Origin of the sequence: Streptomyces sp. NPDC048565 (assembly GCF_040650935.1) — a bacterium.
GTDB lineage: Bacteria > Actinomycetota > Actinomycetes > Streptomycetales > Streptomycetaceae > Streptomyces.
In genome coordinates this window covers 57,808-76,547 of record NZ_JBEZIH010000005.1, presented here as the reverse complement: position 1 = coordinate 76,547, position 18,740 = coordinate 57,808, and the positions used below count along the sequence as shown (strand labels likewise).

The 18,740-nt window shown below is 71.0% G+C and carries 21 protein-coding genes; 9 read left to right on the top strand and 12 right to left on the bottom strand.

The annotated features are described in order from the left end of the window. Positions 1-87 precede the first annotated feature (87 nt). A complete protein-coding gene (locus AB0C75_RS08135) occupies positions 88-678 on the top strand; it encodes a Uma2 family endonuclease (RefSeq protein WP_362888257.1) in 591 nt (196 codons plus the stop codon). A gap of 21 nt (positions 679-699) precedes the next feature. Beyond that, positions 700-1,053 (top strand): hypothetical protein, encoded by a 354-nt coding sequence (locus AB0C75_RS08130; RefSeq protein WP_362888255.1) that lies wholly within the window; start codon positions 700-702, stop codon positions 1,051-1,053. A 24-nt stretch (positions 1,054-1,077) separates the two neighbouring features. Here the strand turns inward: AB0C75_RS08130 and AB0C75_RS08125 are convergent, their stop codons facing one another. Then, positions 1,078-2,067, bottom strand: a complete 990-nt coding sequence (locus tag AB0C75_RS08125) for a sigma-70 family RNA polymerase sigma factor (protein WP_362888253.1) — start codon at positions 2,065-2,067, stop codon at positions 1,078-1,080. 217 nt (positions 2,068-2,284) lie between these two features. Between AB0C75_RS08125 and AB0C75_RS08120 the strand changes: the two genes are divergently transcribed. Beyond that, positions 2,285-2,686 carry a hypothetical protein gene (locus tag AB0C75_RS08120; RefSeq protein WP_362888252.1) on the top strand — a complete coding sequence of 134 codons (402 nt, stop codon included), beginning with the start codon at positions 2,285-2,287 and terminating at the stop codon, positions 2,684-2,686. Between the two features lie 66 nt (positions 2,687-2,752). On the opposite strand, the gene AB0C75_RS08115 is transcribed toward AB0C75_RS08120, so the two are convergent. After that, a complete protein-coding gene (locus AB0C75_RS08115) occupies positions 2,753-4,045 on the bottom strand; it encodes an MFS transporter (protein WP_362888251.1) in 1,293 nt (430 codons plus the stop codon). A gap of 63 nt (positions 4,046-4,108) precedes the next feature. Between AB0C75_RS08115 and AB0C75_RS08110 the strand changes: the two genes are divergently transcribed. Continuing rightward, on the top strand, positions 4,109-5,062 hold the full coding sequence (locus AB0C75_RS08110; RefSeq protein ID WP_362888249.1) for a LysR family transcriptional regulator: 954 nt from the start codon (positions 4,109-4,111) through the stop codon (positions 5,060-5,062). Between the two features lie 68 nt (positions 5,063-5,130). Here the strand turns inward: AB0C75_RS08110 and AB0C75_RS08105 are convergent, their stop codons facing one another. Further along, positions 5,131-5,892, bottom strand: a complete 762-nt coding sequence (locus AB0C75_RS08105; protein ID WP_362888247.1) for an alpha/beta fold hydrolase — start codon at positions 5,890-5,892, stop codon at positions 5,131-5,133. Between the two features lie 103 nt (positions 5,893-5,995). On the opposite strand from AB0C75_RS08105, the gene AB0C75_RS08100 reads away from it, so the two are divergent. Beyond that, on the top strand, positions 5,996-7,192 hold the full coding sequence (locus tag AB0C75_RS08100; RefSeq protein WP_362888245.1) for an adenosine deaminase: 1,197 nt from the start codon (positions 5,996-5,998) through the stop codon (positions 7,190-7,192). A gap of 135 nt (positions 7,193-7,327) precedes the next feature. Further along, positions 7,328-7,624, top strand: a complete 297-nt coding sequence (locus tag AB0C75_RS08095) for a hypothetical protein (protein WP_362888243.1) — start codon at positions 7,328-7,330, stop codon at positions 7,622-7,624. Positions 7,625-7,757: 133 nt separating this feature from the next. On the opposite strand, the gene AB0C75_RS08090 is transcribed toward AB0C75_RS08095, so the two are convergent. The 5 genes from AB0C75_RS08090 to afsQ1 all read right to left on the bottom strand — a co-directional run bounded on the left by AB0C75_RS08090 (position 7,758) and on the right by afsQ1 (position 11,824). Then, positions 7,758-7,967: a PspC domain-containing protein gene (locus AB0C75_RS08090; RefSeq protein ID WP_362888241.1), complete on the bottom strand. Its 210-nt coding sequence runs from the start codon at positions 7,965-7,967 to the stop codon at positions 7,758-7,760. Between the two features lie 91 nt (positions 7,968-8,058). After that, complete coding sequence (locus AB0C75_RS08085) at positions 8,059-8,634, bottom strand: VanZ family protein (RefSeq protein WP_362888660.1); 576 nt, start codon at positions 8,632-8,634, stop codon at positions 8,059-8,061. A 204-nt stretch (positions 8,635-8,838) separates the two neighbouring features. After that, positions 8,839-9,414 (bottom strand): hypothetical protein, encoded by a 576-nt coding sequence (locus AB0C75_RS08080; RefSeq protein ID WP_362888658.1) that lies wholly within the window; start codon positions 9,412-9,414, stop codon positions 8,839-8,841. Positions 9,415-9,536: 122 nt separating this feature from the next. Beyond that, on the bottom strand, positions 9,537-11,150 hold the full coding sequence (locus tag AB0C75_RS08075) for a HAMP domain-containing sensor histidine kinase (protein ID WP_362888239.1): 1,614 nt from the start codon (positions 11,148-11,150) through the stop codon (positions 9,537-9,539). Next, on the bottom strand, positions 11,147-11,824 hold the full coding sequence (gene afsQ1, locus AB0C75_RS08070; RefSeq protein ID WP_362888237.1) for a two-component system response regulator AfsQ1: 678 nt from the start codon (positions 11,822-11,824) through the stop codon (positions 11,147-11,149). Before afsQ1 ends, AB0C75_RS08075 begins: the two co-directional genes overlap by 4 nt. Before the next feature lie 169 nt (positions 11,825-11,993). Here afsQ1 and AB0C75_RS08065 point away from each other — a divergent pair, with 169 nt between their 5' ends. Then, positions 11,994-12,740 carry a SigE family RNA polymerase sigma factor gene (locus tag AB0C75_RS08065; RefSeq protein WP_362888236.1) on the top strand — a complete coding sequence of 249 codons (747 nt, stop codon included), beginning with the start codon at positions 11,994-11,996 and terminating at the stop codon, positions 12,738-12,740. Between the two features lie 478 nt (positions 12,741-13,218). Here the strand turns inward: AB0C75_RS08065 and AB0C75_RS08060 are convergent, their stop codons facing one another. After that, a complete protein-coding gene (locus AB0C75_RS08060) occupies positions 13,219-13,929 on the bottom strand; it encodes a uridine kinase (protein ID WP_362888234.1) in 711 nt (236 codons plus the stop codon). A gap of 74 nt (positions 13,930-14,003) precedes the next feature. Here AB0C75_RS08060 and AB0C75_RS08055 point away from each other — a divergent pair, with 74 nt between their 5' ends. Continuing rightward, positions 14,004-14,432 (top strand): hypothetical protein, encoded by a 429-nt coding sequence (locus AB0C75_RS08055; protein ID WP_362888232.1) that lies wholly within the window; start codon positions 14,004-14,006, stop codon positions 14,430-14,432. A gap of 73 nt (positions 14,433-14,505) precedes the next feature. Here the strand turns inward: AB0C75_RS08055 and AB0C75_RS08050 are convergent, their stop codons facing one another. The 3 genes from AB0C75_RS08050 to deoC are packed head-to-tail and all read right to left on the bottom strand — an operon-like array spanning position 14,506 to position 17,857. Next, on the bottom strand, positions 14,506-15,405 hold the full coding sequence (locus AB0C75_RS08050; protein WP_362888230.1) for an aldehyde dehydrogenase family protein: 900 nt from the start codon (positions 15,403-15,405) through the stop codon (positions 14,506-14,508). Further along, positions 15,398-16,903 carry an aldehyde dehydrogenase family protein gene (locus AB0C75_RS08045; protein WP_362888228.1) on the bottom strand — a complete coding sequence of 502 codons (1,506 nt, stop codon included), beginning with the start codon at positions 16,901-16,903 and terminating at the stop codon, positions 15,398-15,400. Before AB0C75_RS08045 ends, AB0C75_RS08050 begins: the two co-directional genes overlap by 8 nt. 6 nt (positions 16,904-16,909) lie before the next feature. Next, positions 16,910-17,857: a deoxyribose-phosphate aldolase gene (deoC, locus tag AB0C75_RS08040; protein ID WP_362888656.1), complete on the bottom strand. Its 948-nt coding sequence runs from the start codon at positions 17,855-17,857 to the stop codon at positions 16,910-16,912. 136 nt (positions 17,858-17,993) lie between these two features. On the opposite strand from deoC, the gene AB0C75_RS08035 reads away from it, so the two are divergent. After that, positions 17,994-18,632, top strand: coding sequence for a PH domain-containing protein (locus AB0C75_RS08035; protein ID WP_362888226.1), 639 nt, complete (start codon positions 17,994-17,996; stop codon positions 18,630-18,632). Positions 18,633-18,740: the final 108 nt, after the last annotated feature.

Here is an 18,740-nt window from a genome sequence, read left to right as displayed (position 1 = left end):
TTTCCTCGGGCGAACGGGACCTGTGGACCACCACGGGTCCCGTTCGGCATCCTGGACCCGGTGACGCACCGATAAGAGGAGACCGCCATGAGCGCACTCACTGTCGGTCCCGGGCCGGGCCACGGCCAGGACTGGGACGACCTCGTCCGGATCTGGGAGGAGACGGACGCACCCGAGGGCTGCAAGGTGGAGATCATCGAGGGGATCGTCACCGTGTCGCCACCGCCGTCGAAGGACCACAACACCACCGCGGAGCTGTTGCAGCGCAGGCTCTACACAGTCATCCCGGAGGACTGGGGGGTCTACCAGACGCTGGGCGTCTCGGTCCCGGGACGGGCGGGCGTCTACCTCCCTGATCTCGTCGTCGTGCCGCGCGTGGCGGCGACCGGACCGGGCAACCGCGTCCCGGCGGAAGAGGCCCTGCTGGTCGTCGGGATCACCCCGCAGGCCAATGCCAACCACGACCGGGTCAAGAAGGCCCATGGATACGCGAAAGCCGGCGTCGAGTTCTTCCTGCTGCTGGATCCGTGGCACTCGGGCCGCCCGACCGCCACGCTCCACGGCGCCCCCGACCACGGTACCTACCGGGTCCTCGAAGCGGTCGGGTACGGAGGGACGCGGACGCTCCCTGAGCCCTTCGGTCTTGACCTGGACACCGGGGCGTTTCCAGTGAGCTGAGGCTCACACGCCCCCGCGCCGATGAGTTCCGGGCATCCGGCCGGTCTCTGTGGTGTGGATGCCATGACGCCGAACGCCCTCGTCCTCACCGGCCGGATCACCCGCGCCGATGTGCCGGGCCTCTGCGCCCGGCTGGAGGCCCTGGTAAGCGGCGCTCCCGAAGCTTCGGGGACCGTCGTGGTGGACTGCGACGTGGGCGGTGTCGTGCACCCGGATCTTGCCGTGGTCGAGGCCGTCGCACGACTGGGTCTCGTCGCACGCCGCGCCGGGGGCGTCGAGCTGAGGCTGCGCAACGTCCCGGTCGAACTCGGGGCGCTGCTCGGGCTGGTGGGGCTGGCCGACGGGGTGGAAACCATCCGCACAGCCCCCGAGTGACCGACCGCCTCAGCCCGTCTCCCCTCAGGAATCGGCCTCCAGATGGTCGGGGAGCCCGAACAGCGGGAACCAGCGCGGGGTGTCCAGGAAGCAGTGCATCCCCGTGATGGCACCGTCCGAGATGTCGATCACCTGCACCGCCCACGGCACGAAGCCCGGCCCGTCCGGATTCGGCTTGTAGTGCGCGAAGGCCGGCGTCCCGTTCGCCTCCGTCGCCACCAGCCGGGAGCCCGCACAGCCCGCGCCGATGCTGAGCATGAAGCCGGTGATGTCGTCGTGTCCCTGAAGCCAGAGATCGAACGGCGGCATGGTCATCACGGCGTCCTCATGGAGCAGCGCCGTCAGCGCCGCCATGTCGTATCCCTCGAACGCCGCCACATAGCGCTCCAGCAGCTTGCGCTGCTCGTCGTCCAGCGGATTCGCGGCGTCCGCTGCCGCTTTGTCCGTGTCCGACAGGGTCGCCCTGGCGCGCTGCAGAGCGCTGTTGACCGAGGCGACCGAGGTGTCGAGCAGCTCGGCGACCTCGCTCGCCTTCCACGCCAGGACCTCGCGAAGGATCAGCACCGCACGCTGCTTGGGCGGGAGGTGCTGGAGCGCGGCGACGAACGCGAGGCGCACCGACTCACGGGCCACGGCCGCCTCCGCCGGGTCGGCCGTCGAGGGCAGGATGCGGCCGTCCGGCATCGGCTCCAGCCAGGTGTTCTCCGGAAGCGGATTCAGCGCGGCCTGGGCCAGCGGCGTCGGGCCTGTCAGATCCACCGGCCTGGCCCGCTTGTTGCCCGCGTTCAGCATGTCCAGGCAGACGTTCGTCGCGATGCGGTACAGCCAGGAGCGCAGCGAGGAGCGGCCCTCGAACTTGTCGAAGCTGCGCCAGGCGCGCACCAGCGTGTCCTGGACCGCGTCCTCCGCCTCGAAGGCCGAGCCCAGCATCCGGTAGCAGTAACCGGTCAGCTCGACCCGGTGTCCTTCCAGACGGCTGTCGATCTCCGCTGTCGCCGCTGTCCGATCACTCATCGCTTCACCCCTGTTGCGCTGTGACACCGCTCACTCAGCACTGTGGAAGCTACCGCAGGGCACTGACAACAGGGGACGGAAGCGGGAAAACCGCTGCTCAAGTGTTGGGCCGCGATCGGGAAGCCGGCGGGAAGCGACCGGTTCGGCGAACCGACCGCACCTGGCCGACGTCTTCCCTGTGGACCGCCACCACAGGCGCAACGCAGGGGAGCAGACCGTGACCGACAGGACCGACAGGACCGACAGGACCGACGAGACCGACAGGACCGACCAGGCCGACCCGGATGTCGAGCAGGCCGACCAGCGGGAGATGGGCGCGGGCCCCTGGTGGGTCGATCTCAAGGCCTGGGGCGGCGTCGTGCTGATCGCCTTCGGGGCCCTCGCCGTGGTGTGGCTCTTCTTCCGGCTGCCCGGCGCACCGGAGGGGCTGGGGACCGGCTACTACTCGGCCGCCAAGGTCATCGCGATCGGCCTGGTGATCGTCGGGAGCAGTACGTTGACGGGCCTACGCCGGGGCTCCGGGGACGCGGACACGGACACGGAGAAGCCCGACGCGACTGCCGAGCCCGACAAGAACGCCGAGCCCGACGAGCCCGCCTCCGATGCCACCCTCCGGTGAGCAGCGCCGCCCGGCACCGGCCGGCCCCGCCCACCACCCGGGTCCGCCACGCGGCACCCGGATCCGTCACGCGGCGCGGAGTCGCTCCGTCCGGGCCGCGCGGCTGCCGAACACGGTGATCGACAGGACGCCGAGGATCGCCAGGACGCCCAGCACGACCGTGCCGGCCCACCCTCCGGCGTGGAAGGCGACCGCGCCGAGCGTGCCGCCCGCGCTGGATCCCAGGTAGTACGCGGACTGGTAGAGCGCCGATGCCTGAGCGCGGCCCGACGTCGCCGTACGGCTCACCGAGGACGAGGCGACCGCGTGCCCGGCGAAGAAGCCGGCCGTGATCAGGACGAGGCCGGCCAGGACGGCGGCCAGCTGGTCGGCCAGGGACAGCAGCAGACCCGCGGCGGTCGTGGACACGGCGAGGTAGAGCGCGCCCCTGCGTCCCAGCCGGGCGACCAGCCGGCCCGCGGCGGCGGAGGAGACCGTGCCGACGAGGTAGACCAGGAAGATCGAGCCGACGATGCCCTGGGGGAGGCTGAAGGGCTCCTCGACGAGGCGGTAGCCGATCACGGTGTACACCGCGCCGAACACCGTCATGAACAGGGCGCCGATCGCGTAAAGCCTGCGCAGCAGCGGGTTGGCGAGGTGACCGGTGACGGTCTTCGCCAGGGCCTTCGGGTTGAGCGACGCGGGGCTGAAGTGCCGCGCCTTGGGGATCATGAAGTGGAAGACCACGGCGCACACCACGGCCAGCAGCCCGATCGCGCCGAGCGCCACCCGCCAGCCCCACAGCTGGGCGACCCAGCCGGCGAGGATACGGCCGCTCATGCCGCCGATGCTGTTGCCCGCCACGAACAGCCCGATCGCGGCCACCAGGGCCTTGGGCCGTACCTCCTCGGCCAGATACGCCATCGCGGAGGCGGGCAGTCCGGCCAGCGCCGCGCCCTGGACCGCGCGCAGCGCGATCAGCCAGCCGAGCGACGGGGCGAAGGGCACGAGCAGCCCGACCACCACGGCGACCGACAGGGAGGCCGTCATCATCTGCCGCCGCCCGAAGCGCTCGGAGAGCGCACTCAGCGGCAGGACACACAGCGCCAGTGCACCCGTCGCCGCCGAGACCGTCCAGCTCGCCTGGCCGGCCGTCGCGCCGAAGGACGCGGAGACGGACGGCAGCAGGGCCTGGGTGGAGTAGAGGAGAGCGAAGGTCGCGACCCCCGCCGAGAAGAGCGCGAAGCTCATCCTGCGGTAGCCGGGACCACCGGGCGTGAGGCGGTCCGGGGCGGCCGGGGAGGCGGCTGCGGGGGATGAGGGGGACGGAGCGGCGGCGTCCAGCGCGATGGTGGACGCCCCGGTACTGGCAGGAGGCATGCGGCGAACGTAGCGCCGCACGGTTTCATGCGTCCAATGCATGAAACCCTCATAATCGTTCCCATGGCGCATCAATACAGCTCACAGCCGCAGCTGTCACCGAGCAGTTACGAAGAAGACATCCGGGCCGTGCTTGCGCCACGCCTCGCGTACTTCGAGGCGGTGGCGCGCCACGAGCATGTCACCCGGGCCGCGCACGAGCTCGGGGTCCCGCAGTCGACGCTGTCGCGGGCCATGGTCAGGCTCGAACAGGACCTGGGCGTAGCCCTGTTCGCCCGCCGGGGCCGCACCGTCTCGCTCACCCCCGCGGGCCGCACCTTCCTCGGCTCCGCCGAACGCGCCCTGGCCGAGGTGGAGAAGGCGGCCGACTCCGTACGCGCCGACGCCGACCCCACGGCGGGCAAGGTCGCTTTCGGCTTCCTGCACACCATGGGATCCGAGACCGTGCCCGGCCTGATCCGCGCCTTCCGCGTCGACCACCCCCGGGTCCGCTTCCAGCTCGTCCAGAACTACGGCGAGGCGATGATCGAGCGCCTGCGCGCGGGCGGCCTCGACCTCTGCCTCACCTCGCCCGTGCCCGACGCCCCGGACCTCGTGGCTCGGCGCCTTGACGAGCAGCGGCTGCGCCTGGTCGTCCCCGACGACCACCGTCTGGCCGGACGCCGACGGATCCGCCTCGCCGAGGCCGCCGACGAAACCTTCGTCACCCTCGAACCCGGCTACGGACTGCGCCGGATCACGGACGACCTCTGCGCGGAGGCGGGCTTCACCCCGAGGGTCGCGTTCGAGGGCGAGGAGGCGGAGACCCTGCGCGGCCTGGTCGCGGCCGGCCTCGGGGTGGCCCTGCTGCCGCCGCCGGCGGTGGCACGGCCCGGGGTGGTCGAGCTGACGGTGACGGCGCCGCGGGCGGCCCGCGAGATCGGGGTCGCCTGGCTGGACGGCCACCCCGACACCCCGCCGGTCGCCGCCTTCAAGCACTTCCTGCTGTCACGCCGGGGCAGCCTGCTACCTGACTGAGACCGCCACGAGGCCCGACGACCAGCCCCGTACCCCGGTGCCTCAGCCCCCCCCGGCCCGAGGCCCATTCAGTGCCGCAGCGACCGTCCGAACCCCGCCGCGAGTGGCATCCGCAGCCCCAACGGCGGCGGAGCGGCGAACGCGTCGGCCACCGGACGGGCGTACGACCGGGCGAACAGCGAACCCCGTACGAAGTCCGAAGCAAGCGCCATCACTTCGGACCGGTGCTGACGCAACGCGTGCCCGTCCGAGTGCACCTCGAAGCGACAGGTGTCCCGGTTGGACTTCTTGGCCCGCTCGGCCAGCCGGTAGGACAGCTCCGGATTGGTCCGCGCGTCGTTCGTACCGTGCACGATCAGGACCCGGCGCCCCGCCAGATGCTTCACCGGTTCGGGCTCAGGCTCCGCGTCCCCGTCCGGGATCCAGGGGGCCATCGCCAGCACGGAGTTGACGGCGGTGTGCCCGGCGCCCCGCAGCGCAGCCCGGCCGCCCATGCCGTGCCCGACCAGGCACACGGGGATGTCGCCGTAGCGGCGTACGACCTCGTCGGCCGCCCAGAGTGCGTCGGCCGCCGGATCCGCGTCGGCGTTCCAGCCCCGGGTGCGGTAGCGCACGACGTGCACCGCGAGCCCGTCGTCCTGGCCGGCGCGGGCCAGGTTCCGGGCGAACGGCAACTGCGCCGCGTACGAGAGGGTGGAGGGACGGCGTCGGGAATCGGTCTCGCCGTCAGGGAGCAGCAGGACCACGCCGCTGACCTCGGGTGCTGCTCCGGCCGTGAGGACGGCCCGTCCCAGCCTGGCGGCAGGCAGGGGAAGTGCGCGCTGTGCCATGACAGAACAGTGTCAGAAGCACAGGTGTATTCCACCCGGCTTCGCGGTCACTGTTACGCATCGGCAGCCAGCACTCTACGCGCGTAGGCGCTAGAGTGCACCAATGACGAGGCAGACCAGCCAGACTCCGAACGTCCCCGGCCCCGAACAGATCCGCCGCGCGCCCAAGGTGCTCCTCCACGACCACCTCGACGGCGGCCTGCGCCCCGGCACCATCGTCGACCTGGCCCGCGCGCAAGGCCCCCATAGCCCTAAGGGCATGGGAGGTACCCTCCTCGAAGCCTTGCCCGAGACCGAGCCCGACAAGCTCGGCGCCTGGTTCCACGAGGCGGCCGACTCCGGTTCGCTGGAGCGCTACCTGGAGACGTTCGCCCACACCTGCGCCGTCATGCAGACCCGCGACGCGCTGTTCCGGGTGGCCATGGAGTGCGCCGAGGACCTCGCCCAGGACGGCGTCGTCTACGCCGAGGTGCGGTACGCGCCCGAGCAGCACCTCACCGCCGGTCTCTCCCTCGAAGAGGTCGTCGAGGCCGTCAACGAGGGCTTCCGTGAGGGAGAGCGGCGCGCCCACGCAGCCGGCCACCGCATCCGCGTCGGCGCTCTCCTCACCGCGATGCGGCACGCGGCCCGCGCCCTGGAGATCGCCGAGCTCGCCAACCGCTACCGCGATCTCGGCGTCGTCGGCTTCGACATCGCCGGAGCCGAGGCGGGCTATCCGCCCACCCGCCACCTGGACGCCTTCGAGTACCTCAAGCGGGAGAACAACCACTTCACCATCCACGCGGGCGAGGCCTTCGGGCTGCCGTCGATCTGGCAGGCCCTTCAGTGGTGCGGCGCGGACCGGCTCGGCCACGGCGTCCGCATCATCGACGACATCGAGATCGCCGACGACGGCAGCGTGACCCTCGGCCGCCTCGCCTCCTACGTCCGGGACAAGCGGATCCCGCTGGAGCTCTGCCCGACCTCCAACCTCCAGACCGGCGCCGCGGCCTCGTACGCGGAGCACCCCATCGGGCTGCTGCGGAAGCTGCATTTCCGCGCCACCGTGAATACGGACAACCGGCTGATGAGCGGGACGAGCATGAGCGGGGAATTCGAGCGACTGACCGAGACTTTCGGATACACGCTCGACGACATGCAGTGGTTCACCGTCAATGCGATGAAATCGGCGTTCATTCCTTTCGATGAACGTCTGGCCATGATCAACGACGTCGTGAAGCCCGGATACGCAGAACTGAAATCCGAGTGGCTCTTCCGTCAGACGGCCGTGACCAGCCTCTCTTCATCCCCCGCAGGCTGACCGAACGGAAAGTGAAACGGCCGGGAGCGCCATATCCCGGCCGTTTTCGCGTGTCCCGGCATGTTTGCGTGAGAGGCGCGCGGCTGACTACGTTGCAGAGCCGCTCACATCCCCTTCCCCAAGGATGAATTTCACATGAAGCAGTCTGCTGTCAGGACCCTCGGTGTCGCCGCTCTCGGCGCCGCTTTCGCCGCCGCAGGCGCGGGCAGTGCCTCCGCCGTCGCCGTGCCCGTCGACTCCGTGGCGGGCGCCCTGCCCGCCGGTGTCGCGCTCGACTCCGTCACCGACGCGCTGCCCGCCGTGCAGAAGGCGGCAGGCGGCCTGCTCGACCAGCAGCAGCGCGGCAGCAGCGACCTCTCGGCCCCCGGCACCAACCTGCTCGGCGGCCTCCCGGTCAACGGCCTCACCGGCGCCCTGCCGCTCGGCGCCTGATCTCTCTTCCCCCCCCGCACACAGATCAGATTCCGCACACACAGATGGGGCGCACACCCACTCGGGCGTGCGCCCCATCTGCGTTTCTCCCGGCCTTCCGCCGGCTTTCTCTGATCTCGCCTGATCCGGGCGGTCACCAGGCCGTCGTCGTCGCGGCGCGGTTCTTCTCGGACGGCAGCAGGACCCACAGGGCCAGATAGAGCACGAACTGAGGTCCGGGGAGCAGGCACGACAACAGGAAGATGACGCGCATCGTCCCCGCGGATGTACCGAAACGCTGTGCCAGCGCCGCACACACTCCACCGATCATGCGTCCTTCTCGGGGGCGTACAAGTCCGGCCATGGTGGGCTCCTTCACGAACCGATTCGGGGAGCTGCTCCGTCGCGCTCCCGGTACTTCCATAGTGACTCCACCGGGTACGACAGGCATCGCTCTACGGTGCGATGCCGACCCTGGTAATCGTCGGGGTAGATCCCTGAGGGCCCTCATCCCGGAGCATCAGGCCCCCGTAACCGATCCGGGACAGGTCGCCTGCGCCCGCCCGGTTACCCCTGCGCAGCCGTGACCGTGACAGCGGGACGACCAGCAGATGGGCCAGCGCGACGCCCGCGGTGTTCAGCAGCATCGAGTCGACGTCGACGACCTGGCCGGGCACCCCCGTCTGCGCCAGTACGATGCCCATCGAGATCAGCGCACCGGCCGCGACCGTACGGGCCAGCGACGCCCAGGGGGAGACCCGCAGCCTGCCGCCGGCCATCGGCAGCAGTATGCCCAGCGGCGCCAGCAGCAGCAGGCCCTTGCCGATGCGGCTGATCGCCTCGGCGGGACCCAGGGCGAGGTCCGCCCTGATGCCGGCGAGTGGCTGGAAGTTCGCGGCCGTCACCCAGGGCACGTCCAGCGGGCGAAGCGTCAGCCAGCAGACGAACAGAAGATGCACGAGGAGGAGGACTACCCCCGCCGCGCGGAAGCGGATGACGGCCGGGCCGTCCGAACTGTGACGCACGTGCACCAAGACGTCACGACCGGCAGGATCGGTTCCGTCCGCTCCCGGGAACCCACTGTGACGAGCGGCACGGGGCCCGCCGGCCCCCCGCCGCCCCCCCGGCGGGCCGCTGGGGGAGGTTAAGGACGTACGTAAGGGGTAAAACGGGCGTTCGGCTGTCCGTAACCCCCGCTGCCGCGCTGACGCCCGCCCCGCTGACGCCCGCGGGCGTCAGGAGAGTTCGACCGCGCCCAGGGTGGGTACGTCGCCGGGGAGGCTCTTCGTCTCCGACGTGCACAGGTAGCCGCGGGGGGCGTAGTTGCCCGGGCCGCCCAGGAGCACCGAGCCGCCGGAGCCGATCGACTCGCTCTCCGCGTACGAGCACACCACCTGCGCGAGGGCCTCCGCCGGCAGGTCGTCCGGCTGCTCGCTGAGGCGCAGCGTGCCGTCCGGGTCCCCCTTGCGCGCCTCGGTGACCCGCAGCCCCGTCGGGACGTCGGTGGTGAATCCGGCGCGCCGCTCGGCCGAGTCCGGTTCCCGTTGCAGCTGGCTCAGGAGCGCCTGCGCGACGAGGAGCGGGCGGAAGCGGGAGTCGTCGATGTCGACCGTGCGCTCCACCGTGGCCAGCTGCGAGGCGCAGACCAGGTAGACCCGCATGGAGACACTGCCCGCCGGGGGTACGGACGACTCGGCCGACGTCGTCCGGCACGGCATCCGGGACGGTGCCGCCCCTGCGTCGACCGGTACCGAGGTGCTGCGGATGCCGCAGCCGGCGGCCAGCGCCGCGCAGGCCGCGACGGCCGCCAGCGCGGTCGCGGCCCGGCGGGCGGAGCCCCGGACCGGTCGGTCCTTCGCCGTGGCCCCGGGGCGCCCGGAGCCCGGGCGCGGCCGGCCCGCGCGCGGTGTGCTGTGCGCCCGCTCGCTGCGCGTCACTTGGCGTCGCCGCCCTTCTCGTTCCGGCCGGGGCCGTTGTCCCGGGGGTGGCCGTCGCGGGGGCGGTCGTCCCGCGGACCGTCGGCGTCCCTGGGGCCGTCGTCGCCGGCGTCGTCGTCCTCGGGGGCGTCGGTCAGCCCCTCCGCGTCCCGGGGGAGGCGCAGCGTGAACACCGCGCCCTGGCCGTCCGGCAGGTTCGAGGCCGTGATGTCACCGCCGTGGATGTGCGCGTTCTCCACCGCGATGGAGAGGCCGAGCCCGCTGCCGTCGGAGCGCGGGCGGGAGGCACTCGCCTTGTAGAAGCGGTCGAAGACGTGGGGCAGAACCTCCTCGGGGATGCCGGGGCCGTGGTCGCGCACCTCGATGACCAGATCGTCCTCGTCGGTCCGTACGGACACCCGCACCGGCGACCCGCCGTGCTTGAGGGCGTTGCCGATCAGATTGGCCAGGATCACGTCGAGCCGGCGCGGATCGAGCCGCACCATGATGCCGCGCTCGGCGTCCAGATCGACCGCGTCCAGCCAGGCACGGGCGTCGATGCAGGCAGTCACCTGGTCGGCGACGTCGACCGTGTCCAGGACGAGGCGGGCCGTACCGGCGTCGAAGCGGGTGACCTCCATGAGGTTCTCGACGAGGTCGTTCAGCCGCCGGGTCTCGCTCACCACCAGGTGCACGGCCGGAGCGATCATCGGGTCCAGGCTGTCCGCCTCGTCCTCCAGCACCTCGGCGACGGCCGTGATCGCGGTCAGCGGGGTGCGCAGCTCGTGCGACATGTCGGCGACGAACCGGCGGCTCGACTGCTCGCGCGCGCTCATGTCCGCCACCTGTTTCTCCAGGGAGATCGCGGCCTTGTTGAACGTACGGGAGAGATCGGCGAGTTCGTCGGTGCCGGAGACCACGAGACGGGTGTCCAGCTTGCCCTCGCCGAGTTTGCGGGCCGCGTCGCCGAGCCGCTGCACAGGCCGCAGCACGGTCGTCGCCGCAGCCTGGGCGAGGAGCGCCGAGCCGACGAGGGCCAGGGCGGTGGCGATGCCCAGGGACCACGCCAGCGAGCTGAGGTCCTGACGCTCCTGGTCGAGCGACTTCAGCATGTAGCCGGCCGGACCACCGCCGATGATCTTCGTCCCGGCCACCAGATACGGGGTGCCGCCCAGGGTCGTACGCTGCCAGAACAGGTGGTACTCGACGGTGTTGGCCGACGTCAGCGGCTGCTTCTTGTTCACCTGCCTCTGCAGCGAGGCGGGTACGTCGGCCTTCGTGAAGGAGTCCAGGTCGGACGACCCGGCGACGGGCTTGCCGTCACGGGCGCCGATCAGCAGCACGTGATAACCGGGACCGCTGCTGGCCATCTGCTCGGCGGCGTCCTGCAGATCGTCCGCCGTGGGTTGCAGGGGCAGCGAGGCCGCCCGGTTCTGCATCTGACGGCGGAAGTCGCCGAGCGCCGTGTCCTGTGTACGCGTCAGGACGGCCTCGCGGTTGAGCCAGTACGCGATGCCCGAAGCGGACACCGCCGCCGTCAGAGCCACCAGCGCGAACACGATCAGCAGACGGAGCCGCAGACTGGTCCAGCGAAGACCCGCGAGTATGGAACGCTTCGCGGAATCACTCACTGAGGCGTGTCCAGCCGGTAGCCCACACCCCGCACGGTACGGATCAGGGTCGGCGAGGACGGCACGTCCTCCACCTTCGCCCGCAGCCGCTGCACACAGGCGTCCACAAGCCGTGAGTCACCGAGATAGTCGTGCTCCCAGACCAGGCGCAGCAACTGCTGCCGGGAAAGCGCCTGCCCCGGTCTGCGGCTCAGTTCGAGCAGGAGTCGCAGCTCGGTCGGCGTGAGCTGCAGATCCTCCCCGTCCTTCGTGACGGTCATCGCCGAACGGTCGATGACGACACTTCCGAACGTGGCCGAGTCCGTGGACTCTCTCTCCCCGCGGCGCAGGACCGCGCGGATACGGGCGTCGAGCACCCGGCCCTGTACGGGTTTCACGACATAGTCGTCCGCGCCGGACTCGAGTCCCACCACGACGTCGATGTCGTCGTTGCGCGCGGTCAGCAGAATGATCGGCAGCTGGTCGGTACGCCGGATACGCCGGCACACCTCGAAACCGTCGATCCCGGGCAGCATCACATCCAGCACAACCAGGTCCGGCCGCTGCTCCCGGAGCAGCTCCAGGCCGTCCTCTCCCGTCGCCGCGGTGGCCACACGGTGGCCCTGGCGTGACAGCGAGAGTTCGAGGGCCGTGCGGATGGCGTCATCGTCCTCGATCAGCAACAGGAAAGGCACAGGGGCCATTCTGGCCCATGGCGGTGCCGGGTTTCGACAATCCCCCCGACTTGATCGCCCGACATGCCCTGTGACAGCTCTGTGACAGTCGGGGGACAGTGCCATGAAACTGCCCCGGCAAGCTCGTTGGCACAGGGAACGAACGGACTCCACCGATGGGGGGCGCCAGATGAACGCACTGCACAGCACCAACTCAAGCGCAGTTGTCACGCGCCTTCACGACGTCGGGCGGAGCCCGGAGAAGTCCCCGGCCGGGGGGCGGGGGCGTACACGTGGCGCAGGGCGTCAGCACACGTCGTACCTGACGATGGTTGACGCCGCCACGGGGGAAAACGGGGGAAGCGCGTACGGGGAGGTCCCGGGGGAGCGGAAGCCCCTCGTCGAGGCGGAGGACGCCGAAGCGGTGTTCACCGCCTACGTCAAGGAGCGCCGCGCCTCCCTGTACGCGACCGCCTACCACCTGACCGGCGACCGGTTCGAGGCCGAGGATCTGCTGCAGAGCGCCCTCTTCTCGACGTACCGGGCGTGGGACAGGATCAGCGACAAGGCGGCCGTCGGCGGATATCTCCGCCGCACCATGACCAATCTGCACATCAGCGCCTGGCGCAGGCGCAAGCTCAACGAATACCCGACCGAGGAGCTCCCGGAGACGGTGAGCGACACGGACGCGATGCGGGGCACGGAACTGCGCGCGGTGCTCTGGCAGGCACTCGCACGGCTGCCCGAACTCCAGCGCACGATGCTGGTGCTCCGCTACTACGAGGGCCGCACGGACCCCGAGATCGCGTCCATCCTCGACATCAGTGTCGGCACGGTGAAGTCGAGCATCTGGCGGTCACTCCGCCGGCTGCGCGAGGACGAGGTCCTCAGCTTCGGCCGTGACGAGGAGGAGTCCTTCGGCGAGCTGGTGGCCTGAGGTCTACGGGGGAAAGAGGGGTCGCGGGGGACAAACGGGGCCCGAGGGGTACGGGGGAAAGGCCGCAGCTTCGGGGGAGGCGGCGGCACGGGGGTTGATACGCAGCTGGGGCGGACGGGCCGGGGGGCCTGTCCGCCCCAGCCGCGTAACCAGGCAGCGAGCGAGTCCACAGCGTCGAAGTCCGGGTCGCCCCAGGCGTGTCCGCCCAGGCCCGCAGGGCTTCGGCCTCCTCGCGGGCGATCGACGGCTCCGGAGTGAGCTTCAGCCAGACCGAGGCGCCGGTCTCGTGCCGTAGGCAGCGGAACACCCGTGAGGTGCCGCCGCCACCCGTCGCCACCGGGTCCAGACCCCAACGGTCAGAGAGTTCAGCGACGAGACCCGGCAACTCGTCACACCAGCCGAGCACATCGGCGCCGAACCGGATCACGAGCCGGTCCCGGGCCTCCGGTGCGACATGGGCCAGATTCGTCATGCCTGTCTACTCCGGGCCCCGTGCCCCCACCGTCGCCCGTCGGCAGCGGCCCGCCGCTGCCGCGGCCAGGCGGCCCAAGGCCTCCTGTTTGGCGCAGGGGTGGGCGCCCAGTGCTGTCTGGCGGGCCACGATGCGGCGTTCGGCGCGCATCAGGCGCCAGCCGCGGCGCAGCAGGAACGGGACCGACTTGCGGCCCTCGCGGAGGTCCCGCAGCAGTCGGCGCCGGAAGGTCGTCGACGGCCGGCCCCGCAGGCACAGCGCGTCCGCGAGCAGGCCGAGCTCCTGGCAGCGTTCCACTATGTCCGCCGCGAAGATGCCCTCCGCGACGAAGAGCGGCGTGCGTTCGATGTCGAGCGTCTCGCGGCCCGTGCGTGAGCTGGTGGCGATGTCATACAGGGGAACGGATGTACGGCCCGTACGGCACAGCTCCGCCACGGCCGCGACCGCGCCGTCCGCGTCCCAGGACAGGGCCGAATCCCAGTCGATGTCCGTACTGCCGGTGACCCGGGGCAGTGTCGGATCGTTTCCCTCTTTGTAGAAGTCGTCCAGGCGGAGCACCGGGAGACCGCTGCGGGCCGCGAGGGACGACTTGCCGGAGCCGGACGGACCGGCGAGCAGCACGACGCGCGTGGGGATCGGTTGGGAGCTCACAGGACAGAAGTGTGAGGCATTGACCCGCGTAGGGGATCCCCGGGAGGTCCTGTTGGTATCGAGCATCACACCTCAACTACTCTGCGTGCACGAATGATTACCCGACACGTACCCGACACGTCCTGATCAGGTGGGAAAACATGGCACGTCATGCACTGTCCAAGTCCCGGCACCGCACCCTGCTGCGCACCGGTCTGACCCTCACCGCGCTGGGCGCGGCGCTCGGTGCGGGAGGTGCGGCGGCGGCCCAGGCGGCGCCGCTGCCCGCCCTGCCCGCAACCGGCGCGGACACCGCGGACGGCGCCCTGGCGTCCGTCGGCGACGCGGCGGAGCCCGCGCTGAACAGCGTGCTGGGTTACGGGATCGTGGGCGCGGTCAAGCCCGTGACCGAACTCCAGCTGGACCCGCTCGCCGGTACGGGCGTGGATCCGCTGGACAACGCGGTGGGCACCCAGATCGCGGACTTCAAGCCCGTGACCACGGCTCTGGTGACGGACCCGATCACCGGCGGCGCCGCGCTCGGCGATCTGCCCGTGGTCGGAGAGGTGACGGGCCTGATCACCGGCTGAACGGGCCGTAGACGTGTGTGTGGGGCCGCCCTGGAGTCGGGGTCGGCCCCACACGTACGCGCGCGCAGGAAGATCAGTACGAGGAGCCCGAGGCGCCCAGCGCGCCCGTCGGGTGCCAGACCGTCTTGGTCTCCAGGAAGGCCGTCAGCCGGTGCGTACCGGGATCGGCCGACCAGTCGTCGCCGTCCACAGCCTGTGGGCGGCGGACCCGCTTCAGGTTGTCCGCCGCCGCGGTCTCCAGCTCCTTGGCCAGCCCGGCGTCGGTCGCCCCCGTGAGGTCGATGGCGTTCACGTCCTGGTGGGACGCCAGCGGCGCCGCGAGCTCCGCCGTCCTACCCGACAGGATGTTCACCACACCGCCGGGCAGGTCCGAGGTCGCCAGGACCTCGCCCAGCGAGAGCGCGGGCAGCGGCGCGTCGGCCGAGGCGATGACGATCGCCGTGTTGCCGGTCGCGATCACCGGGGCGATCACCGAGACCAGCCCGAGGAACGACGACTTCTGCGGCGCGAGAACCGCGACCACACCCGTCGGCTCCGGGGTGGACAGGTTGAAGAACGGGCCCGCGACCGGGTTCGCCCCGCCCACGACCTGGCCGATCTTGTCCGTCCAGCCCGCGTACCAGACCCAGCGGTCGACCGCCGCGTCCACGACGGCAGCCGCCTTGGACTTCGACAGGCTCTCGGCGTCCGCCACCTCCCGTACGAACTGCTCCCGGCGCCCCTCCAGCATCTCCGCGACGCGGTAGAGGATCTGCCCGCGGTTGTACGCGGTCGCGCCCGACCAGCCGCCGAACGCCTTGCGCGCGGCCACGACCGCGTCCCGTGCGTCCTTGCGGGAGGACTGCGGCGCGTTCGCCAGCCACTGGCCCTTCGAGTCCGTCACCTCGTACACCCGGCCGCTCTCGGAGCGGGGGAACTTGCCCCCGACGTACAGCTTGTAGGTCTTGAAGACGCTGAGTCGCCCGTCAGACATCGAGGTAGGCCTCCAGACCGTGACGGCCGCCCTCGCGGCCGAAGCCCGACTCCTTGTATCCGCCGAACGGCGAGGTCGGGTCGAACTTGTTGAACGTGTTGGCCCACACGACGCCCGCACGGAGCTTGTTGGCCACCGCGAGGATGCGGGAGCCCTTCTCCGTCCAGATGCCCGCAGAGAGGCCGTACTGGCTGTTGTTGGCCTTCGCGACGGCCTCGTCCGGCGTACGGAAGGTCAGCACCGACAGCACCGGGCCGAAGATCTCGTCGCGGGCCACGGTGTGCGCCTGGGTGACACCGGTGAAGAGCGTCGGCGCGAACCAGTAGCCGGCGGACGGCAGCTCGCACGGTGCCGACCAGCGCTCGGCGCCCTCCGCCTCACCGGTCTCGACGAGCGCGCTGATCCGGGCGAGCTGCTCCGCGGAGTTGATCGCGCCGATGTCGGTGTTCTTGTCGAGCGGGTCGCCGAGCCTGAGCGTGGACAGCCGGCGCTTGAGGGCGTGCAGCACCTCGTCGTGCACGGACTCCTGTACGAGGAGCCGGGAGCCCGCGCAGCAGACCTGGCCCTGGTTGAAGAAGATGCCGGTGACGATGCCCTCGACGGCCTGGTCGACGGGGGCGTCGTCGAAGACGATGTTGGCGCCCTTGCCGCCCAGCTCCAGCGTGGCCTTCTTGTCCGTGCCCGCGATCTGCCGGGCGATGGCCTTCCCCACGGCGGTCGACCCGGTGAACGCGACCTTGTTCACATCCGGGTGCTCGACGAGCGCGGAGCCCGCGTCGCCGTACCCCGTCAGGATGTTGACGACACCCTTGGGCAGACCCGCCTGGCGGCAGATGTCCGCGAAGAACAGCGCGGACAGCGGCGTCGTCTCCGCCGGCTTCAGCACCACCGTGTTGCCGGTGGCAAGCGCCGGGGCGATCTTCCACGCGAGCATCAGCAGCGGGAAGTTCCAAGGGATGATCTGCCCGGCCACGCCCAGCGGGCGCGGATTCGCTCCGGCGTGCCCGTCTGTCGTCCTCCGGCCGAACCCCGCATGGTCCAGCTTGTCGGCCCAGCCCGCGTAGTAGAAGAAGTGCGCGGCGACCAGCGGGAGGTCCGCGTCCCGGGTCTCCTTGATCGGCTTGCCGTTGTCAAGCGTCTCCAGGACGGCCAGCTCACGCGAGCGCTCCTGGATGATCCGGGCGATCCGGAAGAGGTACTTGGCGCGCTCGGAGCCGGGCAGCGCCGACCACTTCTCGAACGCCCTGCGGGCCGCCTTCACGGCCCGGTCGACGTCCTCGGCGCCGGCCCGGGCGACCTCGGACAGCACTTCCTCGGTGGACGGGCTGACGGTCTTGAAGACCTGACCGTCGGCCGCGTCGACGAACTCGCCGTCGATGAACAGCCCGTACGAGGGTGCGATATCGACGACGGAGCGCGACTCGGGGGCGGGCGCGTACTCGAACGCGGACGCCGACCCGGATGCGGATGCGGGTGCGGATTTCGATGCGGATGCCATGGCGTATCAGTCCACCGTCACGTAATCGGGGCCGGAGTAGCGGCCGGTGCTGAGCTTCTGGCGCTGCATCAGCAGGTCGTTCAGCAGGCTGGAGGCGCCGAAGCGGAACCAGTGGTTGTCCAGCCAGTCCTCGCCCGCCGTCTCGTTCACCAGGACGAGGAACTTGACCGCGTCCTTGGAGGTGCGGATGCCGCCCGCGGGCTTCACACCGATCTGTACGCCGGTCTGCTCCCGGAAGTCGCGCACGGCCTCCAGCATCAGCAGCGTGTTCGCCGGGGTGGCGTTGGTCCCGACCTTGCCGGTCGAGGTCTTGATGAAGTCCGCCCCCGCCAGCATCCCGAGCCAGGAGGCCCGCCGGATGTTGTCGTACGTGGACAGCTCGCCGGTCTCGAAGATCACCTTCAGCCGCGCGGAGCCGCACTCGGCCTTCACGGCGACGATCTCCTCGTACACCTTCAGGTAACGGCCGGACAGGAAGGCGCCGCGGTCGATCACCATGTCGATCTCGTCGGCCCCGGCCGCCACGGCGTCGCGTACGTCCGCGAGCTTGACGTCCAGCGCGACACGCCCGGCGGGGAAGGCCGTCGCGACGGACGCCACCTTCACCCCGGACCCGGCCAGCGCGGCGACCGCGGTGGCCGCCATGTCGGGATAGACGCAGACGGCAGCGGTGCGCGGGGCCGTACGGTCGGTCGGATCGGGATTGACGGCCTTGGCGGCCAGCCCCCGGACCTTGCCCGGGGTGTCGGCGCCTTCCAGCGTCGTCAGGTCGATCATCGAGATGGCCAGATCGATGGCGTACGCCTTGGCCGTCGTCTTGATCGACCTGGTGCCGAGAGAGGCGGCGCGCGCTTCGAGGCCGACGGTGTCGACGCCGGGCAGCCCGTGCAGGAAGCGGCGCAGCGCACTGTCGGACGCCGTCGCGTCGGCGAATGCAGGAGCAGTGGTGGGCATGGTCACCAGATGAGCATATCTACGCGCGTAGCGACCTGTACAGGGGGCTCCCCCGTTTCCGCGCCCCCACTCGCGCCGCCCGGCACCGGCAAGGCCGCCCCGCACGGCCCCTCCCCCTTCAGGCAGAATCGGGGCCATGACGAGCCCCACGCCTCCCTCCCAGCCCGCCTACGCCGACCGGACCTTCCGGTCCGGCGCCGGTCTGGTCAGCGGTGCACTGCTGATCCTGCTGGTCGGCTGGATCGGCGGCGACGCGGTGGTCCAGGGCAAGGGGTGGGTGCCGTGGCTGGCGCTGGCCGCGCTGCTGACGGTGATCCCGCTGATCGTGGCCTTCACGCTGCGGCCGGCGGTGTTCGCCGACGAGGAGCGGATCCGGATCCGCAATCCGTTCCGCACGGTCGTGCTGCCCTGGGCCGACGTCTCCACCGTGCGCGCCGCGTACTCCAGCGAGATCTTCACGCACAGCGGCGACAAGTACCAGCTGTGGGCGGTGCCCGTCTCCCTGCGCGAACGCAAGCGCGCGGCCAGGAAGGCCACCCAGCAGGCGCACGACGACCCGTACGGCCGGACCTCCGTGCACGCCGACGTCCGCGACTCCGCCGGCCGCGCGGCAGCCGCGGACCAGACGGTCAGCGACCTGCGCGAGCTCGCCGAGCGCGCCGGCACCCGCGAGGAGCCGGGCACGACCACGGCGTCGGTGCGCTGGGCCTACGAGGTCATCGCCCCGGCCGCCGTCGGCGCGCTGCTGCTGGCGACCCTCCTCGCAATCGGCTGAGCCGGCCCCGGGCGGCCGCCCGGGGCAGGGGGAGGGAAGTTACGGACGTCGATACCGGACAAAAAGCCCGTCGGCCGGTCCCTAACCCCCCCCGCCACCCCCCGCCGC